The following is a 14,067-nucleotide window of genomic DNA, read 5'->3' on the forward strand; positions in this document are numbered from 1 at the left end:
TCGTTTTACATACTTATTCTAAACCGATCCTCTTTATTTCCGCTCTCGCCGAATCCAAAAACTAAATACATCATTTCTTAGATAGTCAAAAGAATACAGCACCTCTTTATTCTTCTCATCATAATGGAGCTGCTTCATCAGAATGACCGGCGTTTCTTCTTCCTTATCAATCTGCAGTCTCGATACATATTTGTCTTTCTTCAAGGGGACAAGCAGCTCTGTGTCAGCTCTAGCAATATTGATTTTGCATTTATCCTCCAGAAAACCAAACAGGGATCCGGAGAAATCCACACGCTCAAACGCATCGCCGACTAACTCTTTAGGCAAAATATTGATCGAATAAGCGACCGGCTCACCATCGGCATAACGAATCCGTTCCAGCTTAATAACCGTACTGTTCTCTTCAATATTCAGTGCATCTGCCCATTCCTTGCTGCATCGCACTTCTCCGATCATTTCCTTATTCTCTTCCTCATTCAGACCCGCTACTTTAATCATCGTGCCGATACTTTGCAGCATCTCAAGACGGCTTGGAATAATCGGGAGCGGTTGAATGACGAAGGTGCCTACACCATGCTTTACAAGCAGCTTGCCCTCCTGCTCCAGCAGCTTAAGCGCTGCGCGCAGCGTCTCTCTGCTCACATTGAAATATTTGGCCAACTCATATTCAGCCGGCAGCTTTTGCCCAACCTTCCAGAGCTTATTGTCGATCATTTTTTCGATTTCCAGCTTAATCGTCTGATAGCTTCCCATTTAGCCCGGCCTCGCTTTATATAAATTCAAACCTGAATAAGTAAGCTTTCTTTTAAGATATCATATAGCCGGTCATTACTACAGAGAGTAAGTGAATGCTCATCAACTTCCAGCCGTTTTACGATTCCGCCCGCTTCCTCTGCAATTAACGCACCCGCGCACATATCCCAATCATTAAGATTAAACTCCCAGAAGCCGTCAAAATACGAAGCCGCTACAAAGCATAAATCCAGCGCAGCGCTCCCGGTACGACGAATGCCAGCCGTCTGGCTAATCATATGGTTGAAATATTTGAGATTAATATATTCGGAATAACCGCCGCCGGGAAATCCTGTGGCCAGTAAACTCTTTTCCAATTGCGAAGTATGGGACACGTAGATACGCTTCCCGTTCAAATAAGCGCCGCCTTGTCTAGTTGCACGAAACTTCATGTTAAGCCATGGCGAATAGACCATACCAGCCTGAGTAACCCCTTTATGTTGTAAAGCAATCGAAATCGATGATATTGGAAAACGATGAATGAAGTTCGTCGTACCATCTATGGGATCAATCACCCACAAATAATCGCTATCGTTCGTAAAACTCCCTCTTTCTTCCGTAAGAATGCTATGCTCAGGATAAGCGTTCTTAATACATTCAATTAGAATTTCTTCGGATTTCACATCTACATTGGTAACGAAATCCGTCGCATAGCCCTTTGTGCGAACTTGAAGCTGATTTTGCTCATTGGCGATTTTCTGATAAGCGGCTACTTTGTCTACCCAAGACTCTATTTCAACCATTAATTGATCTAAATTCATGTCATCACAATTCCTTATTGTATGAACTCCACTCTGCATTGCTCTGCATCTACACGAAGAATCCGATGGGTTGTCGCTGCAGCTTCCGTATAATATAGCTTTGCCTTACTGTGTTCTGCGATCATCGCTTCAATCTCTTTATGCGGAAGCTGATACGTTCCTTCATCATCAGCACTAACAATGACAGCTTGTGGGTTTATGCTGCTAAGCCACTCCCCTGAAATCTGATGCCGGTCTCCATGGTGAGGAGCCTGCACAACAGCGATGTTCTCAATCTCTTCACGATAGGGCTCCCAGAAGTCCAAAGCCACATCAGAAGTGATCAGCGCAATCGATTCGCCTTTATAGCTAATGAGGACTGCCATGGCTGTCGAATTCAGCATCCGGTCAATTTGGTTCAAAGGCTCCAATTGCTCTTCAAGACAGCTCATGTCGAGATCGTTCAACTGGAGCTTCAATTGTTCAAGTTTGCTTCTATCCGGCATTAACAGCTTATAAGTCAATTCTTGCTCGTAAAATGCTGCAGGCTCCTCTATCCTATCAATAGGGATGTTAAGTTCCTTCGCTCTATTCAAAATTTGAATATACAGCGATAAAGAAGCCAGCATTGGCGTGGAGTCATTCAGCACACCGCTTTCCAATATAAATTCAGGCAGCATCAGATGAATTTTTATTTTCCCAATCGGAACATGGCCTAAAATATCATACACACCGCCAATATGATCCCTATGGAAATGGGTGATGACGAGCACATCGATTTTCTCAATATGATGCTCTTGGATATATTGGGCCAAGCTGCATCTGCGTGAATTTGCACTTGCAGTTGCATGAACATCTCCGCCGTCCACTACGAGGCAAAAGCTGCGATCGCCGTATGTATATTGAATAATCGTCGCTTCACCAAAGCCTACATTCAAAAAATCAATGACGCATGTCATGCTGAGCCCCGCCTATCGAACGTTTAATATAAAAGACTGAGAATACAAGCACGAGTCCAACCATAACGATTGCCGCTGCGGATCCATAACCAATTTGCAGATTGTAGACGCCTTGGCGATAAATATACTGCGTGATCGTCGTTGTGGAATTCGCAGGTCCGCCGCCGGTCAGAATGTTAACCTTATCGAACAGTCTAAAGGTATCAATCGTGCGCAGCAAAATAACAAACAACAGGGCAGGCATAATATTCGGAACGGTAATATGTCTGAAAATGCTCATCGAATTCGCTCCGTCTACTTTAGCCGCCTCGTATTGAGACTTAGGAACAGCCTGCAGAGCCGCATAGATCAACAAAAAAGCAAACGGCGTCCATTGCCAAATGTCGATAAACAGAATCGCATAAAACGCGATTCGAATATCCATCAGAAAATTAAATGGATCGAATCCAAACCAGGACAGCATATGATTGATGATCCCATTGTGATTACTAAGCATCATCTGCCAGATTAGAGCTACCGTAACAGGCGGCAATAAAGAGGGTATCAGAATCGATACCCGCAATATTTTCACCCCGCGCTTCATGCTCTCAACCAACACGGCAATAGCCAGACCCAGAATCGTCTCGATCGTAACCGCAAGCAGCATGAATTTGGTGGTATTCCAGACGGCTTGCTGGAACACCTCGTCCTTCACCACTTTCATATAATTGCTTAGCCCGACGTATTGTTTAGCTTCACTAGCCAGGTAGTAGTAATCCGTAAAACTATTAATTACCGTATAGACGATTGGAAATACCGTTAAACCCGTCAGCAGAATGAGAACCGGAGCCAGCATGAGCCACTGAAAACGACGTTTACTATGCACTTCTGTAACACTCCTTCATACCGTGAGAACCATTATTGCATAATCTGATCGATTGCTTGATTGGCATCAGACAAGGCTTTCTCTACGGTTTTTGTTCCTGCAATAGCTGCGGATAGCTCAATACCGAGCGCTTCTTCTACACGGGACCATTTCGCAGTTCTTGGCCGAGCTACAGAGTTTTGCAGCGCTTCTAGCTGTGTTGGAAAGTGCTTATATTTTGCCGATAATTCTTTATCCAGGTAGACGCTTTTGCGAGTTGGAACTCCGCCATGCTCGACCATTTTCTTCTGCGTCTCGCTGCTCGTAATGAACGTTAGAAACTTCGCTGCCAGCTCTGGGCTCTTCGCATTTGCCGTTACGCCCATCATCCAGTTCCCGATCATACCAGTTGCAGCTGCCTCTGCATTTGCAGTTGCTTTAGCCGGAATTGGAGCATAATCTGCGCTTGCATTTTCCCCTTTAATAAACCATGACGGCCAGCCTAATGCCATCGCTGCGCGACCCTCTGATACAGAGCTAACGATATCCGTTGTCTCATAGTTCGAACCGACAGCCAGTAATTGAATGTAAGTGTTCAATGCTTGTTTTGCGGGTTCGGAATCCACTTGCGCTTTCCAAGCATCATCAAATACTTGACCGCCATATGCCCACAGAATAGGCAGGAAATCGGAAACGATCGGGTTTCCTTGCTGACCGCGAATGACATATCCCGAAGCACCATCTGCATGAATGCCTTTAGCTACTGTCAGTACTTCTTCCCAGCTTTTTGGAACCTCATAGTTATGACTCTCGAGCAGCTGTTTGTTATAGAAGAAGAGTTGAACATTTCCCGAGAATGGCAAAGCGTACAGATCACCAGTCGCATATGGATTTTTACCTAATGCAATTGAGGATTCTTCAAAATCAGCATCGGCTTCGACACCAAGCTTGGACAAGTTTGCGAATAGTCCACCTTCACTAAACTCAGGCATCCAAGGGTCATCCGCCATAATTAAATCATAAGCGCCTTTCTTGTTTTTAGCGTCCAATGACACTTTCTGTTTAAGATCTGCCGCTTCAAGCCCAATGATCTCAACTTTAACATTATGCTCCTTCTCGAACGCTTCCTTCACAGCTTCCATTGCCGTTACATGCGAGCCGCCTCGTGCGGCGATGACCAGCTTGTCCGGTCCTTTCGTTGAACAGGCTGTAAAAATCGACACCATCATAACTAAGCTTAGTAATATCGCAAATCGTTTTTTCATCTCTCTTATCCTCCTCTATTCTTTTACTGCACCAGCAGTTAGACCGTTCATTAAATGTTTTTGCATGAACATCGCGATAATGAGCACAGGAAGCATCGATATCATACCGCCGCTTGCCACCTTGCCCCACTCTGTTAATTCTTGCTCGCTATTTAGCGTTGCCAGCTTCAATGGAATTGTGAAATCGCTTGGGCTTTGAATAAAAATGACACTGTACAAATATTCATTCCACGAAGCCATAAACGACAGAATCGTAACCGCTGCAATGCCCGGCATGACCAATGGCAGAATGACTTTGTAGTAGATCTTGAACTCCGAAGCTCCATCGACTCTTGCGCTCTCTTCAATTTCATTCGGAACGCTAGCGAAAAACGCAAGCATAAACCAGATAACGAGCGGCAAATTCACTAGAATATGAGCTAGAATGATGGGGATTTTCGTATTTAAGAGCCCTAATTCATTCATCAATATGTAGAGCGGCAGTGCAAAAGTAATCGGCGGCAGCACTCTAACCAGCAAAATCCATATCAGCAGTGATTTATTGTAAGCGATAGAAAAGCTTCTTCGTGCCAGTACATAAGCACTTGCCAAGCCGCATACCATGACAATTGTTAGCGAGGCTGCTGTAATGATGAAACTGTTGAATAGCGGAAGGAGATAATTCTCCGTTGTGAAAATGCTGATCATGTGCTCGAATGTAATGGAGCTAGGCCATAACGATACATTTTTGAATAAATCCTCTGATCGCTGCAGCGCCATGATCGCCATCCAATAAATCGGAAACAAGGTTGCGACTACCACCACAATCAACAACAAATATTTGGGATGAAACTTCAAACTCATTCTTGTGCTGTTCAAAATGTTCTCCTTCCCCTTCATTTGTCTAGACGTCTATACAACTACTATAGATTTGCGGTGTTAACGCTCTGTCATCGTCATATTAATAATTGGTTAAGGAGCGGGACTGGTTGGTGAGGGGATGAAAAGCAGAAAAAGGCACGATCACGGAGTCTCCTGTAGGAGATCTCCATGATCGTGCCTTAGCTGTTAATTAACCTGCCTGTCGGTTTATTTTATGTTGTGTGGGCGTAAAAAAGTTCCTAAATAAACAAAAGGGCAGACTCGCGAAAAACCTCTATGCTCAAACTGTCTAGATGGGATTAGCAGAGAGTTTTGGTTCATATCCTTGATTTCATTTTCCTCGCAGCAAAAATCCCTTCTGAACTTTATAGTGCTCCGATCACCTCATATTGGCTATGAAATCAGATGTTTCAGAGAAATTCACTCAGAACCGATCGTTTTCTAGCCAGTAAGCATGCTTGCCGGTGGCTGCAACGAATCAAAATGTAAAAGTGCATGTTGCCAGCCGCTTTTTTGACGAATTTCCGCCTCAAAATGCAAATATGCAGTTTGATCGGGCTAAAAAGCCTCTTTAAGGCGAAAAGTAGTCATCTCAAATGCACTTTTGCATTTTGAAGGCGATTTTGGCCCTTTTGAGGCTAATCAGCCTGCACTTTTACATTTTGTGGTTCCGGATATAACGGAGAGGGCAGATATATGGGGTTGATTTTCACATCCGGGTAGACAAACGTGATCAAGATCATTATGATGTCTACCTAATGATCATAGAAAATAAAAAAGAGGCTTCACATAAGTTCAATAAACTCATGCAAAGCCTCTTTTTTCAAGCCACAAAAAATCACAATTGTGATTTTTTACGACTTATTCAAAACCTCAAACCCTTATAGAATAAGGGATTTGGGCCTTATTACATCATTCCGCCCATACCGCCCATGCCGCCCATATCAGGCATGCCAGCGCCAGCACCCTTAGGTTCTGGTTTGTCCGCAACAACTGCTTCAGTTGTCAGGAACATAGCCGCAACGGAAGCTGCGTTTTGCAGCGCGGAACGCGTTACTTTCGCAGGGTCAACGATGCCCGACAAGGCCTTAGAGCATATATGTCACTTTTCATTATAATAAATTTCGAGCAATAACCACTTCTTGCAATCATGCTTACAATTACATTCTAAAGTAGTGGTTGTGATAAGTAAATACTCTTTTGAGACTTACTTGGAATCATAAACAACACACTACTTACTGTTGCAACACTAATTTTCCTAAAATATTTATTCGTTCAAGAAGTTTCTCTCTTTTTTCTGAATTACTTTGTTGATGTGCCTCTTTAACAATGATTGCGAGTTCCCTATGGTTTGAGTTACTCGAATCGAACTCTGGTAAGACAAGGTGCTTAAACACATTTCCTATCTGTGTTTTAATCACATGACTTTCTACAAAAGTTTTAACTCTTGTAGTGTTTAGCAAACCACATAGAAAATAAGCTGGTTCTGGTTCAGTAAAGTCTACGAAGAATATTTTATGATCTGGGATATAAACTCTTTCTCCCAATCCAGGAATTTCTGTACTAGTAACTACAGCTGCACAAAAATCTTTTTGTTCTGCCCATATTACTTTCCAAGGAGAAAATGTATAGTCACCCACATTATAGATAGCGAAATACGGTGCATTTTTCATTCGTAATCGATACGTTGACCTTTGTCTAAGTAGCGATTCAAACGATTTAAAATATTCAGCAGTCTTGGGAAGTTCTGCATCAATCTTAGCTTCAGCTTTCGAATACGCCTCTTTAACAATTCCTCGGTTTGGCACAAGAACGAACAATTCTTCTTTCGGATGCACGTAACATGCCGAAAAATCGCTCGCTCCTTTTAAAAGTGGATAAATAAATTCTGGCTCAATCCATCTAATTTGTTGTGGTCCAATGTCTGTTTTTCCAGCATGAGGTCTTGTTTCAATTTGTACAAGAGAACCATCTACGCTAAGATTCAATAACCTCACAAAATATATTCCATTAAGGTCAACTGTTACTCCTTTTCTACCTTGTACCCAACTACTATTACCAATTAAATGTTTCATACTGGAAAACTCGCCTTTGGGCAGTATAGACCAAGGAGAGCCTTCACCCCCAACAGGGGTTGCCTCGTATTCAGAAATTACAACTCTTTTCAAAGCTTCCGATTTATCGAGAGCGACTGGCAAAACCTTTTTCGCCCCTGCTGCTGCCACCCATACAAAATACGGCAATGGATACTTTGGCTTTACATTCCTATGTTTATCGGCAACAAAAATCGCAGTTTTGTTCGCAGCATCAGGAAACGGTCGTAATGCTTTTAGGTCATCCACTGATTTTGGAATCAAGTTTTCATTTCCTTTGATTTTAAACTTCCTAAAACCTTCTGAAGAAGGTGACTGAAATAATGACTGTGTTACGAGGAAAACTAACCTTCCATTTTCACGTAACCATTTATCAGATACTGTATACGAAATCATCGCAGAAATATCAAGTTCATTACCACCATGATGAGGCGTAGAAGAAAAGATTTCATATTCTCTACATGTTGGCATCACCCTTTGACGGTATAACTCAGGGAGTTTCGACCATCGAACCCAAGGAGGATTACCAATAATTACATCGAAACTTCCTGCTGTCGCAGACCAAAAAAAGTTCCTTACAATTCTGAACCATATTCCATTCCAATTTTGTCTATGCAGTTGAAGCACTCTGTTATAAGTTTCTGATAGTGCTTCTCTCCAACTTTCTGCTTCAATTAATGTTATTTGTTTTTTACTTAACAGTTTCTTTTCAGCAATTGGGTAATTAGCATCCTTTTCGACCATTTCACTCATTGTAGAAAAGACTTGATCTAGTCTAATCCGATTCAACGCAAGTGCTGAAGGAAGTTTAATTTGCAAATTTGCTATCTGACTTCCAATTGTATACTCTATAATATCCTCATTGCCATCTGGGTTTCTTGCTGGTGAATAAACCGCATCAGCTAACAAAACTGGTAGTTCGACTCTTACGCCAGGACAAGAATCAATTAAATCAGATACAGAAATTAGTAAATTAACTCGTGCTGCTTGAACAGCTAATGGGTTTAAATCAAACCCCCAAACATTTGCAGTAATATGTTCTAGTTGCTTACTTGGACTCCAACCAGCAGTTTCTGCTTCGATTCTAATCCTTTTAATTACTGCGAGAAGAAACGATCCTGATCCACAAGTAGGATCAAGAAAGCGTTTATTTGTCCACTCTTTAGTATCTACTTTATCTAGTGCAACTTCGACAAGCCAATCAGGCGTATAAAACTCTCCTAAACTTTTCCTAAGATGATCTGGTACAAGGTCTTGATAAAAGTATTTAAGAACATCGCGTGATCGAGCAGTAGTTAATTTATCCGTCCTATACATGGCAAGATTCACGAATACATTTCTAAGTGCAAAGCAGATATTTTGTCCATGTTGAGTATCCAAACAAGCGTCTATATACCAACTAAATATTGCTTCTTCTACAAACCCCACTATGTTCGCGCGACTAAAAAATTCGCCCTTTTCTATCTCAGTATTGATTCGATTTATTAAGTCCCTGTCTTCAAGTGTAGCAGTTGATTCTGCAAATCCTTTGTACGCAGTATTGTCACTCAATGATGATACAATTTCAGCCCCTAATAGCTTAATAATAAGTGAGTTGTAAGTATGAATGACAAATAGTGCAGCAGATATTGTATTCTTAGAACTTTCCCCATTAATAGTAAATCCAAGATTTCTAACAATGCCATCGACTTGATTATTTGAAAAATCAGCTACTTGACCATAAAGATTTCGCCACTCTTCAAACAACATTTTTATTTTGTTGGGTTGCTCCTCCATTAACTTATCACTTAAAGCGTTTGCTAAAGCTTGCATTAAGGTAGCACCTGAGTTTGAAGAATGTCCAAAATCATCAATAAGATTTTCTGCCGTAACCGCACGTCTTTGTGACCCTCGTATAGCTTCTACAACTAGGGCTATTGAAGTCGAATTTATTGGCATTAAATGTCCATGTTGAATATCATTATTTTTTATATGTGCAAAAGCTACATGTACCCCGTCAGTCGCAATTCCAATGTAATCAGATGGGTCAAGTCCTTCAGTAACTGACTTTGTAAAAATATACTTTTTCAATCGATCTTGAATAGCTTCTTTAAATGCTGGGCTAGTAACCTTACCACCAAATAAGCCCACATTCTTAAATTCGATTATTACACCGTTATAGTACGCATCATTGCGTTCTCTCTCAGATTGGAAGTTAATGTTTAGTCCATTCTTCAACTCGCTAAGCCACAGTAGTCTTACTTCTTCTTCAGTAATACATAAACTAATGCCTTTAATTAAAGCTGTAGTCAACGTCTCAATCACAGGAATCCACCTATTCATTTGAAATACCAATCTTTGATCTATTGTAGCACATCCAAGTTCGTTCTATAAATTGGTAAACATTAACCAAACGAATTGTTATAGTTTTGCGAGTCCTATCTTTTTTAAATATTCTACTAAAGTTCAGTACTCTAAGTTACATTACGACCATTCATCTTGCTTGATACGTTGCCATATGCTCCAGTATTAAAAACTCCCTTCTACTGCTTTTGCCATAGATAGGAGGGAGTTTTAAAATTGTGATATTACAACGTGATAGAATAGAGAAAATCAATATCTTCAACAGTTCCAAAATTAATTCACCATTCAGCAGTATACACATTAGCCATTTTGCCTTGCTGTTCTTCATATTGATAGCTTGGAATCTTTGCTTCCACCAATACATGTTTCTCGCCATTTAGAAGGTCGTTGAATAGTTCTTCAAAATCCTTGCGTGAGAAATACAAATACCATCCATCAGAGTACGTACCATCGTCAGGTATTAAATATGTAGAGAAATGTGTCTCTTCTTTCTTAAATCCATAATTATAATAATCGTCCAACTCAAGTACTCCACTGATTGCAAATGATTTATCCAAATTGTTCGCCATATTAAACTGCACAGTCTTGGCATCCAGACTTATCTTATTTTCCCTCTTAAACTGCTCGACAGGACTATTGGCATCTTCTTGTTCATCTTGTTTAAGTTGGTCACCTGCTACTGTTATTAATAATGGCTCTAATTTAGTAACATCATAGTTAGAATAATCAAGCGCTTTTTCTCCAAAAATCCCTTCGACTGCCTTCAAAGCTTTATAGTATCCTTTATTTTTCTCGACTCCATCCCCAAAAATCCCATAAAACAATGATTGCTGATAAAAATCACTAACAGATTCCACTAATTTAATTTCACTTTCATTAGTATCTTCTCTATTCTTATAGCCACCAAATGTTCCAGCCACATGAGCAAATTCCTTTAATTCTTCTTTCTGTCCTTGTTCAACATAATGTTTGACTGTAATGGCTATTTGCTGCCCTTCATTCCATACTTTATTACGTATGTCTTGCGGTCGTTCATGACTTCCTTCTGAACCACAAGCAGTAAGTAAAATTATAAATAGAGATATACTCAATATCTTCTTCATTCATTCCCCTCCACTTTTATCCAAATCAGTAATTACCTTTTCTAATAATAGTTCTTTTAAGTACTATAATCAACAAAATTAAATTCTTCGATTATCTGTTTGTATTCAAAAAACTAACCTAACCTTTACTTAAGGCGGTGGTTAAATGTCTGCGTTTTCATATTCTGTCGGAAATAGAATCAGAGCTTTACGCAAGCAACGTGGATGGACACAAGAGCAACTTGCTGAGAAAGCAAATTTACACTATAGCTATCTCTCTTCAATGGAACGTGGTGAACGTAATGTTTCAATTGATTCTTTAGAAAAAGTCATCAATGCGCTGAAAATTAATCCTATGCAAATTTTCAATTTCATGGATACAGAGGTATTAGAGGGGACAGCAGATAAAGAATCGACATTGCAAGCAATTAATGCTCTTCTGCAAGTTAGAAATACGGATGAAGTAAAAATGGTTTACCGTATTTTGATAGATATGCTAGAAACATTTAACGGAAATAGCAATAATACAAACAACAGCACTTAGTCCCAATGGCTAAGTGCTGTTGTTTGTATTATGTTTAGTATCTACTCTAAATTTCTTGAATTACTTTTTTTACAATGCCCCATGCTAAAATTGCATTATCTTCATTCACAACAATAGATGCCTTCCTTTTTTCAACACCTGGATGGATTAAGTTTCTAAAACCTCTTATGGCATGAGCAAGATGATATAGTTGAGGCTCAATGTACCCTTCTTTGTTAGCAACATAAAGTAATTCATTTAAGTCCATTTGATTTACTTTCTTTGCTTTTCCATTTTCCAAAGTATGCGAGGCTATATTTTTAGAAGTTAGGTGATCTAAAAGAACCGCTTCAACTATACTACCACTCATTATTAAAGCAGTTTTATAAGACTTAGTAATTAAGGCAGTTACGTTTTCATTTATATCTCTTTCTAACATACTTTTCAGATCAGGGGAACTTACTTTATTCAGATATTTCAGTAATCTTTCGTCAAATCCAATGTTGGAGTATTGTTCTATATTAAAGTTCTCAGCAATACTGATTAATTCAATTTCTCTTTGATTTTTCGTCAATAAATCTTCTATCATGTCAATTATTTTTGAATTTATCCTATAAACAGAACTATTTGTACCTAAGTTATGATTGGTTACCTTAAACACGTATTTTTTCTCTAAGAATGTTTTAATTAGTTCATTAGCTCTTATTTCCGTTACGCTTAATAAGCGTGGCAACTGACTATAAGGACAGATGATTAAGCCTTCTTTATTTCTTTGATTTGAAAAAGCTATTAATTTGCCCTTTAACCACGCATTCTCTAAGTTAAAAGTTGAAGCTGCTTTATACAATTCTTCTTCTTCTTGTTGCTGTTCAACAATTAATTTTGTTACAACCTCAAGATTATTTAATGCTGTTTTATCATCAGCATTTAAGGATACCGCCTTCCTAAACATCTCCTGTGCTTTGTATAGATTATTTTGTTTACGATAAATTACTCCTAGGTTGTTCAAAGTGGCATTTGACTCCCCCTTCTTTTTTTGATGTAACTCATAAGTTTCTTTTGCCAAATTTATATCACCTTTTATGGAGAATGAGTATGCCACTTCAAACAAAAAATCACCTTTCATTTCCTGCAAATTAAAGTGATTGTATATTTCTATAATTTCTTCATATCTTTTCAGGGAATACAACTTTTCTATAAGAAATTCACAAATTTTCCCAGAGTAAACTTCTACATTAAAAGAATCAGCCGTAATAAAACTAATCAATTCTTTTTTCATTTCCAGTACATCTTCAAGATCTGAATTTTTTATGAAATGCCAAAAATACTCGCTCTCTAAATACTCTTCATTTTCAATATAAGTGTGCTTTATAAGTGACAGACCATAATTAAATGCATCTCTATTCCTAACATTCGACTCCGCAATGCTTTTAAGTGCCTCAATATAAATCAAATTATTCGGTAAGTATTTGTTCGCATATTCAAGGTCTTTAACAGCTCTTTTATCATTAAAATTTGAAAGATACAATCCTCGTAAACCTTTAATTTTTGCTAAACTACCTGTTTTTTTAGTTCTCGACTGTAGCTCTTTAAAAAACTCTAATAGCTCCGTATCAAATGAAAATACCAGCTGGGGATATGAAAATAACTCTGCTGAAATTGAACTATCAAATGGAATTTCATCAAACATCTCAAATGCTATCTCAAGTTCTTCTTGCTTTAGATTACATAGTATAGCTCCAATAAGAGGAAAATAACTAAGTTCTCTATTTACGTCTTCATTTATTATTAAATTAAAGCTACTCTTTGCCTTTGAGAACTCATTCATTCTATAAAAACAGAACCCCTTTGCTAATTCAATTAACAATGTATTGTTCTTACTTAAACTTTTCATCTTTTTAGCTATTTCATATGCTTCCTGATATTTTTTATATCCGTAGTAGTAACTAAACATATAATTATATATATCATTAGAACAAATATCTTTTTTTATTGCATCTTGAAATATGTTCTCTTTTTCCTCATCAGGGCTGCGTACAAGTAGCATCTCAATAAGTTCATGGCTGTCTGGAAATACCTCCAGTCCTTTTTTTATTAACCTCAAAGACTGATTTTTATTGCCCTCGAATTTTGCCAAGTAAATAAATGCATACTCGTAAACATACTCCCCGTTGACAACATCCTGAAAAAATCTTTTTGCTTTCTCCTTTGAATTATCAGGATTATCGTAAGTAGAAAATAATACTCCTAAGTAGAAATTAATTTTTTCATTTTTGTAGTCTTCTTTCCTCAATTGGAAAAGCAACTTTTCAGCATCATTATATTTTTTCTCTTCTAATAATAAAACTGCCTGTTGGATTCTTTCTTCCATAAAACCACGAACTCCCTTTCTTCCTAAAATAGCATTACAGTTATGTAAACAATTTATATTGAAAACTTTACTATTTCCTAAAATTTTCCATAGTAAAATATTACTACGTCTATACGAATCATGACATGCCCACCCTTAAAATCAACAAATGTTGACAACATAACTAATGTCCTATCTCGAGTATGTTTATCTTT

The 14,067-nt window shown here is 38.7% G+C and carries 10 protein-coding genes and 1 pseudogene; 1 reads left to right on the forward strand and 10 read right to left on the reverse strand.

The window, feature by feature from the left end:
- Nucleotides 1-33: 33 nt before the first annotated feature.
- The 9 genes and pseudogenes from IEX98_RS21990 to IEX98_RS22030 all read right to left on the reverse strand — a co-directional run bounded on the left by IEX98_RS21990 (nt 34) and on the right by IEX98_RS22030 (nt 11,000).
- Complete coding sequence (locus tag IEX98_RS21990; RefSeq protein WP_188891448.1) at nt 34-753, reverse strand: GntR family transcriptional regulator; 720 nt, start codon at nt 751-753, stop codon at nt 34-36.
- A 26-nt stretch (nt 754-779) separates the two neighbouring features.
- Nucleotides 780-1,553, reverse strand: a complete 774-nt coding sequence (locus IEX98_RS21995; RefSeq protein ID WP_188891451.1) for an inositol monophosphatase family protein — start codon at nt 1,551-1,553, stop codon at nt 780-782.
- Between the two features lie 14 nt (nt 1,554-1,567).
- Nucleotides 1,568-2,491 carry a ComEC/Rec2 family competence protein gene (locus IEX98_RS22000; RefSeq protein WP_188891453.1) on the reverse strand — a complete coding sequence of 308 codons (924 nt, stop codon included), beginning with the start codon at nt 2,489-2,491 and terminating at the stop codon, nt 1,568-1,570.
- Complete coding sequence (locus tag IEX98_RS22005) at nt 2,475-3,356, reverse strand: carbohydrate ABC transporter permease (RefSeq protein WP_188891455.1); 882 nt, start codon at nt 3,354-3,356, stop codon at nt 2,475-2,477. Before IEX98_RS22005 ends, IEX98_RS22000 begins: the two co-directional genes overlap by 17 nt.
- Before the next feature lie 32 nt (nt 3,357-3,388).
- Nucleotides 3,389-4,600: an extracellular solute-binding protein gene (locus IEX98_RS22010; RefSeq protein ID WP_188891458.1), complete on the reverse strand. Its 1,212-nt coding sequence runs from the start codon at nt 4,598-4,600 to the stop codon at nt 3,389-3,391.
- A gap of 15 nt (nt 4,601-4,615) precedes the next feature.
- Nucleotides 4,616-5,458, reverse strand: a complete 843-nt coding sequence (locus tag IEX98_RS22015; RefSeq protein ID WP_229692319.1) for a carbohydrate ABC transporter permease — start codon at nt 5,456-5,458, stop codon at nt 4,616-4,618.
- 910 nt (nt 5,459-6,368) lie between these two features.
- A pseudogene (gene groEL / locus IEX98_RS22020) lies at nt 6,369-6,539 on the reverse strand (chaperonin GroEL); the annotation flags it as partial.
- Nucleotides 6,540-6,696: 157 nt separating this feature from the next.
- Nucleotides 6,697-9,858: an Eco57I restriction-modification methylase domain-containing protein gene (locus tag IEX98_RS22025; protein WP_229692320.1), complete on the reverse strand. Its 3,162-nt coding sequence runs from the start codon at nt 9,856-9,858 to the stop codon at nt 6,697-6,699.
- A gap of 317 nt (nt 9,859-10,175) precedes the next feature.
- Nucleotides 10,176-11,000 (reverse strand): hypothetical protein, encoded by an 825-nt coding sequence (locus tag IEX98_RS22030; RefSeq protein WP_188891463.1) that lies wholly within the window; start codon nt 10,998-11,000, stop codon nt 10,176-10,178.
- Between the two features lie 145 nt (nt 11,001-11,145).
- Between IEX98_RS22030 and IEX98_RS22035 the strand changes: the two genes are divergently transcribed.
- Nucleotides 11,146-11,523 carry a helix-turn-helix domain-containing protein gene (locus tag IEX98_RS22035; RefSeq protein ID WP_188891465.1) on the forward strand — a complete coding sequence of 126 codons (378 nt, stop codon included), beginning with the start codon at nt 11,146-11,148 and terminating at the stop codon, nt 11,521-11,523.
- A gap of 46 nt (nt 11,524-11,569) precedes the next feature.
- Here IEX98_RS22035 and IEX98_RS22040 read toward each other — a convergent pair whose 3' ends face one another.
- Nucleotides 11,570-13,873, reverse strand: a complete 2,304-nt coding sequence (locus IEX98_RS22040; RefSeq protein ID WP_188891467.1) for a tetratricopeptide repeat protein — start codon at nt 13,871-13,873, stop codon at nt 11,570-11,572.
- Between the last annotated feature and the right edge of the window lie 194 nt (nt 13,874-14,067).

Origin of the sequence: Paenibacillus radicis (ex Gao et al. 2016), from assembly GCF_014641555.1 — a bacterium.
GTDB classification, from domain to species: domain Bacteria; phylum Bacillota; class Bacilli; order Paenibacillales; family Paenibacillaceae; genus Pristimantibacillus; species Pristimantibacillus radicis.

What these genes read in the sequence shown, in the direction of transcription:
- IEX98_RS21990 (WP_188891448.1), bottom strand. Translation starts at nt 753, where the DNA reads ATGGGAAGCTATCAGACGATTAAGCTGGAAATCGAAAAAATGATCGAC.
- IEX98_RS21995 (WP_188891451.1), bottom strand. Translation starts at nt 1,553, where the DNA reads ATGAATTTAGATCAATTAATGGTTGAAATAGAGTCTTGGGTAGACAAA.
- IEX98_RS22000 (WP_188891453.1), bottom strand. Translation starts at nt 2,491, where the DNA reads ATGACATGCGTCATTGATTTTTTGAATGTAGGCTTTGGTGAAGCGACG.
- IEX98_RS22010 (WP_188891458.1), bottom strand. Translation starts at nt 4,600, where the DNA reads ATGAAAAAACGATTTGCGATATTACTAAGCTTAGTTATGATGGTGTCG.
- IEX98_RS22030 (WP_188891463.1), bottom strand. Translation starts at nt 11,000, where the DNA reads ATGAAGAAGATATTGAGTATATCTCTATTTATAATTTTACTTACTGCT.
- IEX98_RS22035 (WP_188891465.1), top strand. Translation starts at nt 11,146, where the DNA reads ATGTCTGCGTTTTCATATTCTGTCGGAAATAGAATCAGAGCTTTACGC.
- IEX98_RS22040 (WP_188891467.1), bottom strand. Translation starts at nt 13,873, where the DNA reads ATGGAAGAAAGAATCCAACAGGCAGTTTTATTATTAGAAGAGAAAAAA.